We start from the raw sequence: 10,032 nt of genomic DNA, 5'->3' as shown, positions 1-10,032 counted from the left end.
CGAGCCTTTTAGCCTATTAGTTCACAGCCAAGAAAAGACTACTTACTGAGATGCGAGAATAGAATTTTTGTTGCTCGACAAAACAAAAAAACCCACTAAGTTGAACCTTAGTGGGCTTTAAAATCAGTATATAGCGTTATGCTGTTAGCAATGACACACAACTATTTAGCAAGGCGATTTGCAGTCCAGACGTAAAGCAGCTCGAGAGCAATCGTCGCACCAGCCAATGCCGTAATTTCGCTTTGGTCATAGGCAGGAGACACTTCTACAACGTCCATACCAACCATGTTGATACCCTGTAAGCCACGGATGATTTTGAGCACTTTATCTGAGTTCAAACCACCACATACTGGTGTGCCGGTACCCGGAGCAAAAGCAGGATCCAGACAATCGATATCAAACGTTAAGTACACTGGCTTATTACCAACAATACCTTTCACTTGAGCAATGATATCGTCCACGCTCATGTCGTTCGCTTGCATCGCGTTAATAACGTTAAAGCCGTGCCCTTCCTGCTTGTACTCTGTACGAATACCAATTTGCACTGAATGTTCAGGCGAAATTAAACCTTCATTTGGCGCATGGTAGAACATAGTACCGTGATCGTAACGACTACCCTGACTGTAAGTGTCAGTGTGCGCGTCGAAGTGAATCAGAGCCATCTCACCGTACTTCTTGCCATATGCTCTTAACAAAGGCAGTGTAATGAAGTGATCGCCACCTAAACCTAACAGAGTTTTACCACTGTTTAGAATCGCATCAGCAGCTGCTTCTAAACGTTGAGTTAGGTCTTCTGCATCACCGCAATCAAACACAAGGTCGCCAGCATCAATGACCGAGGTGTGTTCAAATACATTGAAGTCCCAAGGGAATTTTTTACCTTCCCACGCCAAGTTTACTGACGCACGACGAATCGCATCAGGTCCCATACGAGCACCCGGACGACCAGACGTCGCCATATCTAACGGCGCGCCCAACACAACCACATCAGCATCGTTGTCGATTGGGTTTTGCACCAATGGACGACGCATAAACGTCATCGCATTGGAGTACAACGAGTAATCTGGTTTCGTAAATAGATCGTTCATTAAAAATCCTCAAGATAGGTGTAACCCATCAAGCCTTGCTCTAACTCTTCAAGTACGCTTTGCTGCTCTTGCGCTGGTACTTTCGCGGTGACCAATTCTTTGTACTTCTGACGAATTAGGTCCATATCGATATGAACGTAACGCATCATGTCTTCTACTGTGTCGCCTTCGTTGATGTAGTCAATGTTCGCTTCTCCGCTCTCATCAACGTTCACCACGACACTGTGCGTATCACCAAATAGGTTATGCATATCACCCAAGATCTCTTGGTATGCGCCTACTAAGAAGAAGCCCATTAGGTATGGTTCATCTGGGTTCCACGCTGGCACTGGCAATGTTGTTTCAATGCCTTGACCATCAACATACTGGTCAATCGTACCGTCAGAGTCACAAGTGATGTCCAACACTACAGCACGACGCTCATCCGCATTGTCTAAACCGCTCAGTGGCAATACAGGGAACACCTGATCAATACCCCAAGCGTCTGGCAATGACTGGAATAGTGAGAAGTTCACGAAGAACTTATCGGCCAAACGTTCACTCAACTCATCCAAAATAGGACGGTGGTAACGGTTCTTTGTGCTCATGCGAGTGCTAAGCTCGTAGTTAATACGCAAAGACATTTGCTCTGCCCAAGCACGATGCTGAAGATTCAGCATACCGGTCGCAAATTGGTTGTGCGCTTCTGCAATATCGCTCTGAGTGTCGTTATAGATCTCAATCAACGCACGGTCATCATTACCAGCATCGAGCTCTAAGAAGTTCTTCCACATGTTGTTTAGCAACAGTGGTGCGTCTGCTTCTGGCGCAGCCATATCTTCCGGTGAGTAGCTTTCAGTACCAATCACGTTGGTGATCAACACAGCATGGTGCGCAGTCAGTGAGCGACCAGACTCCGAAATAATCACAGGTTGTGGCTGATTGTAGAGTTTACAAATATCCCCTACTGTCATCACGATGTTACGAGCGTACTCAAGCAAGCCGTAATTCATTGAGTTTGAAGATTGGCTACGCGTGCCGTCGTAATCGACTGCCAAGCCACCACCAACATCTAAGAACTTCAGTTGAGCGCCAATATCACGCAGTTCACAGTAGAAACGAGCCGCTTCACTCACGCCATTTCGCACGTCACGAATGTTTGCCATTTGTGAACCTAGGTGGAAGTGCACGAGTTCAAGTACATCCAGCTGGTCTTCGGCTTTCAAGCGTTCGATAACAGTCAGCACTTGTGATGCAGACAAACCGAATTTCGACTTCTCACCACCACTTGCTTGCCATTTACCTGCACCTTGAGAAGCAAGACGAATACGTAAACCCAAACGAGGTTTTACGCCAAGTGCTTTCGCTTCAGAAAGAACAAGATCAAGCTCAGACAACTTCTCTAGAACGATAAAGACTTTGTGGCCTAGCTTTTCGCCAATCAGCGCAAGACGGATGTATTCTCTGTCTTTGTAACCGTTACACACGATCACAGAGCTCGCTTTTTGAGCCAGCGCCAATACCGCTAATAGTTCAGGTTTGCTGCCCGCCTCTAGTCCTAGCTGCTTTTGCTCTAATTGAGCTTGGCTCGCTAAGATCTCATCAACCACTTCTTTTTGTTGGTTAACTTTAATCGGATAAACAAGTAGGTAACGATTGTCGTACTGATATTCGTCGATCGCTTGGTTAAATGCGTTACAGATATTGTGCACACGTTGATGCACTATTTGAGGAAAACGCACAAGAGCAGGTAAACCAATATTTCTTTGCTCTAACTGTTTTACGATCTTACTTAGTGGGACTTGATGATCCGTCTCGCTCGGTGAAACATACACCTCACCGTTATCATCAATTCCATAAAAACCTTGGCTCCAGTGCTTTACATTATACTCAGCACGGATGCGTTCCAAATTAACCGAATTTTCCAATTCTAGAGACCTCACACTATAGGGCCATCGACAGAAGATACCTCTTTGGAATAGCGAGGTATAACCCAACAAAAAGCGTTCAAAAACGATTTGTTGGCTGCATTAACCGATATTATTAAGAGCGAGTCCAACCATTGATATTTGTGGTGACGATTACGTTTTTTTATCGACAGATCGACTTAAAATGACAGGTAAGGAATTACAAGGTTTTAGGGTAAAAACAGGCTGAAGCGCATTAAATATAAAGCAATTTCTCACATTAAATTAGGGAGAAAAAATGTGCAGAAACCAAAAGATTTTTAGTAAATTGAGTGAGGTTAAGTCAGAGTTGTGACAAATATAAGCACTTCACAATCTGAACTCTCGCTATCACCAACACAGCTTGTGTCCCGCGATTCGATGCCGATAAACACTTCATTCTTCCTACTAGAACTCGCTCACTTCAATGTTGTAACCGCTCAATTTTTGAACTTTTCTCGCGCATATCTTGTATTCGGTTCAATCTTCTTGTAATTTTAACTGACCAACCAATCGGTCAGCCTTCGAATTTAGGGGATACTATGAGCCATAATCTAGACCTTGAACCAAACACGTCGAGCACCAACGACATGGATCAAATATTCAACCGACAACAAGATCACTACCGTAACAACGTTAATCCAACACTTGATCAGAGACGAAATGATCTCTCAGTCTTGAAAAAACTATTAATGCGCTACCAAGAGCAGTTAATTGAAGCGGTATCAGAAGATTATGGCCATCGAGCAGAGCACGACAGCTTAATTGCTGACATCACCCCTTCCCTACACCAGATCAATTACAGTGATAAAAACCTGAAGAAGTGGTTGAAGCCTTCACGTCGAAAAGCCGGCTTGATGCTAACACCAGCCAAGATTACTGTGCATTATCAGCCAGTAGGTGTGGTTGGTATCATCGTGCCTTGGAACTTCCCAGTCATGCTCTCTTTAGGCCCTCTGATCACAGCGTTAGCAGCGGGCAACACGGCGATGCTCAAGATGTCGGAGTTTACTCCAGCGACCAACCGAGTTTTAAAAGCGATGTTGGCCGAAGGCTTTAGTGAAGATCAGGTTGCGATTATCGAAGGCGAAGCTGACGTTTCCGCTAAATTTAGCCAACTGCCGTTTGACCATATCCTTTTCACAGGCTCAACCGCTGTGGGTAAACACGTTATGAGAGCAGCGGCTAACAACTTAACACCAGTTACCTTGGAATTAGGCGGCAAATCTCCAACCATCATTGCCCCTGACTTTGATGTAGCTGACGCTGTTGAACGTATCTTGTTTGCCAAGAGTCTAAACGCTGGCCAGATATGTGTAGCGCCTGATTACATCTTATTGCCGCGAGAAAAATCAGACGAGTTCATCACAGCCTATAAGCGTTATTTCAAGAAGCTTTATAAAGCCGGTATTGAGAGCAAAGACTTAACCTCAGTGATCAACATGCGCCAATACAATCGCTTGAAAGGTGTCATTGAAGACGCACAAGCCAAAGGCGCGGTTATTCACACGGTAACCGAACAAGCACAAGACGATGTAAACCACAGAATGACGCCGCACCTTCTCACCGAAGTGAACGATGAGATGCTCGCGATGCAAGAAGAGCTGTTTGGTCCTGTTTTGCCTATCGTGCCTTATGATTCCATCGAAGAAGCAATCAATTACATCACAGAGAGAGAACGCCCACTGGCTCTGTACCTAATGAGCCATAATAAAGAAACCCAAGACAAGCTTTTATCAGACACGCACTCTGGCGGCGTGTGTATTAATGATTCTTTGGTGCATGTGGCTGCAGAAGACGCACCATTCGGTGGCATCGGCCCTTCAGGCATGGGACACTATCACGGCATTGAGGGCTTCAAGACCCTTAGCCATGCCAAAACCGTTCTAAGTAGAGGAAAAATCAACTTCACCAAGTTAATGCATCCTCCTTACAACAACCCAATCAAGAAACTGATGTTCAAAGTACTCAATAGATGATCACCAAAAGACAAAAAATCCTAGATGCTGCACTCCTGCTCTTCTCTCAACAAGGGCTAGAGGGCACATCTACCGGACAAATAGCGAAAACAGCCGGCGTGGCAAAAGCGACGTTGTTCCACCACTTCGAGAATAAATCTCTATTGATTGATGAACTGTTTCGCGAGCTGAAGCTAGAGCTATTCTCGACCCTTCAACCGCACACTGATGTGGCTGTAGAAGATCGCTACCAAACCTTTAAGTTCATGTGGATCACAGGAATTGAGTGGGCATTAGAGAATCCGGTTGCGATGAAGTTCTTCACCAATGTTCATTTCGACCCAACGACTCAAACTCGAGAAGTGATTGTTTCACAGATGTTCGCATCGCTAGACGAGATCATTTTGAAAGGGCAACAAGATGGTGAATTGATGGTGTTGGACATTAACCTTGTTAGACACTTCATTCATAGCCACTTTCTGATTTGTGCAAACTGGCTGATTGAACAAAGCGAGTCTCCACCAGAGCAAACATCGAAGTACATCAACGATAGCTTTGATATGTGTTGGCGCGCCGTTGGTGGGCAAACCAAGTAGCTTTAGCTTTAAGCCCAAGGCTCTAAGCTCTAAGCTCTAAGCTCTAAACCCAAAGATATAAGTTCTAGACTCAACTGATTTCCAATAATGATCACTAAAGCGCCACAAAGGCGCTTTAATTATTTGAACACAATTTAATCACCTCAACATATTGACTCAGAGTACTTTCTTTCAGTACCATCCCACCATCATTTCAAAAGAGAATAACGCCATAATGAAGTACTAACATCCTGACATCCGATTTATTTTTATAAAAATCATTTGGACACTCGGGGTTAGTGGGCGTTACTTCATCATCTATTTTCGCGACAAATCAAGCTCTTAAAGATCCGTTTTTTGACAAACAAACATCTTTAAGATCAGTACCTCAAAGACAGGAACCATCTCAATACCGCTTTCTCTCTTTCATTGGTCATCTATCTAAGTAACGCCTTTGGCGATCTGTTGTTAGCATCCAGCAGGATGCTTGCACAGAAAAGCGCCTCACCCCTTTTACTCGTTTACACGTAAAGGGAGGTATTTCTATGCCGACTATATTAGCCAATAATCTCTCATTCCAACTCGATACTGGTGAGTGGTTATTCAAAAACATCACCTTTAATTTGAGCACTCGCCTCACAGGCCTAGTCGGAAGAAATGGGGCTGGAAAGTCATTGTTACTTTCGTTGCTCGTTGGACAAAAACAGCCCACAACGGGCAGTGTTTCGCGCCAAGGTTCAATCGGCTTTTACTCTCAGTTACCATCAACGCTACTGGATACCAACATCACCATCGCTGACTTCTTAGGACTCACCGAAAAGTTAGAAGCGTTAAGCGCCATAGAACAAGGTAGCTGTGAACTGCATCACTTCAATATCGTTGGCGATGATTGGGATTTAGAGGCGCGTACCCAGCAGTTGCTAGGTACATTAAAGATCACTCGTGATTTGAACACACTTTGTTGCTCTTTGAGTGGTGGGCAACTCGCCCTGTTACAGCTTCATCAGCTATTCGTATCAAATAACGACATACTGATCCTCGATGAGCCTTCGAACCATTTGGATAACGACGGACGCAATTGGCTACTAGAACAATGCCAGTTGTTTGAAGGTAAGGTACTTGTCGTCAGCCATGATCGAAGCTTATTGAGACAAATGGAAGGTATCTACCATCTCAACAGTTTGGGGTTACGTTTCTATAAAGGAAACTACGATGACTACTTCAAACAAATGTCGAATCAGGCCGATGCACTAGATAAACAGATTGCACATCACCAATCCGAAAAGAAACGACTGGAGCGCCAAGCTCAAGCTAATAAGGAAAAAGCACAGCAACGTGAGTCTCAAGGTAATCGACTCAGAAAGTCCGGTAGCCAACCCAAGATATTATTGGATGCGATGAAAGATAAAGCAGGACGAACGCAAGGAGCATCAGCCACTAGTCAAAAGAACTTAAAGGACCAAAACCAACATAAGCTTCAATCTCTTAAAGAACAAAAGGAACAACTAAAACCACAGGCCTTGTATCTACAACAGAGTAATAACAGTAAAAAGAGCTCTTTGTTAACCGTTGAAAACTGCCGCCTTATTTACGGCTCTGGTGCGCCAATCAGTTTCTCTTTATCACAAGGGGAACGGTGTTATCTAACCGGTGCTAACGGGTGTGGAAAGTCGACACTGTTAAAAGCGATTCACGGTCAACACGCCAATTATAAAGGCTCGATTAAGCGCTTAGGGGCGACCGTCTATTTGGATCAACACTTTGGCCTGTTAGACACCAACGATACGATGTTCGATAGTTTAATAACGCATAGCTTTGTATTAACAGAGAGCGACGCGCGAACACTGCTAGCGGGAATTGGATTCAGACGAGACTCCGTCTACCGCAAAATAGCTCACCTAAGCGGTGGAGAGAAAATGAAACTGGCGATGTTGATCGTCAGCCATAAACAGGATTCGCCATTACTGCTGCTAGATGAACCAGACAATCACCTAGACATCGACTCGAAGCAAATATTGGCTTCGGCTCTGCGTGAATACCAAGGCGCATTCATCTTGGTCAGTCATGATAGCGATTTTGTTGAGGAGGTCGGCGTTAGCCAAAACCATATCCAGCTTTAACCTTCGTAAATTCGTTCACTTAGTTTAGTTAAGCGAGTATTCTTCCGGATACTCGCCTTTCTTGATTGAGACAAGTAAACTACGCGCCTCGAACATCTATTCATAAGGCTAAGGTTTGCATACTCTAGAACAATTAAAATCAGGGCAACTTAAAGGTATTAAGCGCTTAAAACTGTCGGAAAGTCTCACCGAGTTTCCTCTAGAAATCATAGAGCTTGCAGATTCTCTTGAGATCCTAGACCTTTCAGGTAATCAGCTGTCAGACCTACCAGCCGAGTTATCAAAGCTAACTAACCTGCGTATTATCTTCGCGTCGAATAACCTGTTTACGCACCTGCCTGATGTTCTTGGGTCACTTCCTAAGCTTGAAATGATCGGTTTCAAGACCAACCAAATCAAAACCGTAAGTGAAGTATCTCTACCACCTCAATTACGCTGGTTGGTCCTGACCGACAATGAGATTGAGGCCCTGCCTAGCTCACTAGGTGAAAGACCGCGACTACAGAAACTGGCATTGGCGGGTAACAAGATTCGCGTGTTACCAGAAAGCATGGAAAACCTATCCAACCTTGAGCTAGTTCGCCTGTCTGCAAACCAGTTGACTGAATTCCCAGAGTTCCTTATCAAGCTACCAAAACTGGCTTGGTTAGCGTTTGCGGGTAACCCGTTTTGCAAACACCCTAGCAGCTTAGATAGCGTGCCTGCGGTTAGCTCTCAAAGCTATTCACTGAATCAAGTACTTGGCCAAGGCGCATCTGGCGTGATTTCACATGCTAACTGGTTGAACGGCGATTTTGATTTCCCACAGGAAGTCGCTGTAAAAGTATTTAAAGGAGAAGTGACAAGCGACGGTTACCCACACGATGAACTCGAAGCGTGTCTGCAGGCTGGTCATCATAGCAACCTAGTAAAGTCTATCGCCCAAGTAGAGGAACAAGATTACCTAGCTTTGGTGATGGAACTCATTCCAAACAGCTACTACAACCTAGGGCTACCACCAACACTCGAGACTTGCACGCGTGATACTTTCCCAGAAGGTTTCGAACTTTCAATTGCTCAAATCAATAGCATTACAGAGCAGATGATTGATGTGTTTGAACACCTTCATGCCAATAAAGTCTCTCATGGTGATCTATACGCTCACAACACTTTAGTGAACGAACAAGGTCAGATGATCTTTGGTGACTTTGGCGCTGCGACTATCTACGGCTACCTAACTGAAGAACATCAACAAGGTATTCGCCGAATTGAAGCACGTGCATTGAAGTACTTTATTGAAGACCTACTGACGATTTGTGCAAAGCAAGATCAAGACAGCGAGCTTTATACTCGATTGGCGAACTTCGAAGCTTAATAGAAGTATTCAGTCAGATTGAAGACAACAAAGCCAACATCACTGTTGGCTTTTTTATATGCTAATTAAACGAACCAGCGTTTAGCTTTCAACTTGAACAAGCTTCAAGTACGAATGCAGCTCTCCGCTCTTATACTCAACCGCAGAGTGAATATTAAGGTCAGCACGAGCCACAACAGCAAACTGGTAGCAGTTCTCACCCTTCAGAATCTCGACGTGTAACAAACCGTCTTTTAGTTGCCACTGCCCTGTTGTTTCAAATCGGTCGAACAAACGATATTCAATCAAAGAACCGTCAGCATTGAAGTGCACTTCAGTGATGTAACCGCCGGGGCAGCTCTTCACCCAAACTCGATTCTCGATATCACTGACCGTAAAGTTACGCCTTGTGTCACGCCACGCTAGAAAGCCTTCGCTATCATAAAGAGCAATGTCGAGATCAGTTCTAGAGATTAACGGCTGCTCATTTTGCTCACGACAATAAAGTTGAAGCAAAATTTGCTGAACTGTTTCGCTCTGTAATTCACTCATTGTGGCTTCCCTTTATCATTGCTCTGCGTTAGACGCAGTATTGATCAACAAATTCTATTTAAAGCGGGCTACACAAGCTCGTAAGAAACCACATACAGCTGAGAGATACCCGGGTAGATATCTTGAATCACGTCTTTCAGTACTTGCAGCGTCATGTTCTCTTGCTGAGCATGGAACTCACCTAAGTCATCAAACAAAATTGGCTCAACGCTGATGATCTTAAGATTACAGAACACACGGTCTTGCTCTAGCGTCGATACTTCCACAACACTGCCTGGCTGGTAGTCTCGCTCAGATTCATCACGAATAGTAATCGTCTTCTTGCCAGATAGGATGTCAGTTTCAAAACGTTCGAAGAACGTCATAGTGGTCGCTGCGGTCATTTATTTCGGTCGCTTTACATTTAAAGGTTAGGTAAATGTTTATATACCAGAATGCGTGTTCAAGCGAATAAAAATTAGGTGCGAGATGCGAGATGCGA

8 protein-coding genes are annotated in these 10,032 nt (G+C 44.4%); 4 read left to right on the top strand and 4 right to left on the bottom strand.

Annotated features, from left to right (window positions below; all coding sequences use genetic code 11):
* Positions 1 to 161 precede the first annotated feature (161 nt).
* Both speB and speA read right to left on the bottom strand, forming a co-directional pair.
* Positions 162 to 1,088 carry an agmatinase gene (gene speB, locus AB4133_RS11665; protein WP_136973983.1) on the bottom strand — a complete coding sequence of 309 codons (927 nt, stop codon included), beginning with the start codon at positions 1,086 to 1,088 and terminating at the stop codon, positions 162 to 164.
* The gene (speA, locus tag AB4133_RS11660) at positions 1,088 to 2,995 is read right to left on the bottom strand and encodes an arginine decarboxylase (protein ID WP_065585203.1); all 1,908 of its coding nucleotides are present in this window, start codon (positions 2,993 to 2,995) and stop codon (positions 1,088 to 1,090) included. Before speA ends, speB begins: the two co-directional genes overlap by 1 nt.
* A 560-nt stretch (positions 2,996 to 3,555) precedes the next feature.
* Here speA and AB4133_RS11655 point away from each other — a divergent pair.
* The 4 genes from AB4133_RS11655 to AB4133_RS11640 all read left to right on the top strand — a co-directional run bounded on the left by AB4133_RS11655 (position 3,556) and on the right by AB4133_RS11640 (position 9,020).
* A complete protein-coding gene (locus AB4133_RS11655) occupies positions 3,556 to 4,992 on the top strand; it encodes a coniferyl aldehyde dehydrogenase (protein ID WP_017070227.1) in 1,437 nt (478 codons plus the stop codon).
* Positions 4,989 to 5,567 carry a TetR/AcrR family transcriptional regulator gene (locus AB4133_RS11650; RefSeq protein ID WP_017066051.1) on the top strand — a complete coding sequence of 193 codons (579 nt, stop codon included), beginning with the start codon at positions 4,989 to 4,991 and terminating at the stop codon, positions 5,565 to 5,567. Before AB4133_RS11655 ends, AB4133_RS11650 begins: the two co-directional genes overlap by 4 nt.
* A 524-nt stretch (positions 5,568 to 6,091) precedes the next feature.
* Positions 6,092 to 7,666 (top strand): ABC-F family ATP-binding cassette domain-containing protein, encoded by a 1,575-nt coding sequence (locus tag AB4133_RS11645; protein ID WP_372224524.1) that lies wholly within the window; start codon positions 6,092 to 6,094, stop codon positions 7,664 to 7,666.
* 115 nt (positions 7,667 to 7,781) lie between these two features.
* Entirely contained in the window at positions 7,782 to 9,020 is a 1,239-nt protein-coding gene (locus AB4133_RS11640) for a leucine-rich repeat-containing protein kinase family protein (protein WP_372224522.1), read from the top strand.
* Between the two features lie 81 nt (positions 9,021 to 9,101).
* Here the strand turns inward: AB4133_RS11640 and AB4133_RS11635 are convergent, their stop codons facing one another.
* Together AB4133_RS11635 and yqfB are read right to left on the bottom strand one after the other, a co-directional pair.
* A complete protein-coding gene (locus AB4133_RS11635) occupies positions 9,102 to 9,551 on the bottom strand; it encodes a hypothetical protein (protein WP_017063604.1) in 450 nt (149 codons plus the stop codon).
* A gap of 68 nt (positions 9,552 to 9,619) precedes the next feature.
* A complete protein-coding gene (gene yqfB, locus AB4133_RS11630) occupies positions 9,620 to 9,934 on the bottom strand; it encodes a N(4)-acetylcytidine aminohydrolase (RefSeq protein ID WP_372224520.1) in 315 nt (104 codons plus the stop codon).
* Positions 9,935 to 10,032: the final 98 nt, after the last annotated feature.

The organism is Vibrio sp. 10N.286.52.F8 (assembly GCF_041468745.1).
Classification (GTDB): Bacteria; Pseudomonadota; Gammaproteobacteria; order Enterobacterales; family Vibrionaceae; genus Vibrio; species Vibrio crassostreae_C.
Note: the sequence above shows the minus strand (reverse complement) of the source record. Positions and strands in the feature narration are given on the sequence as shown.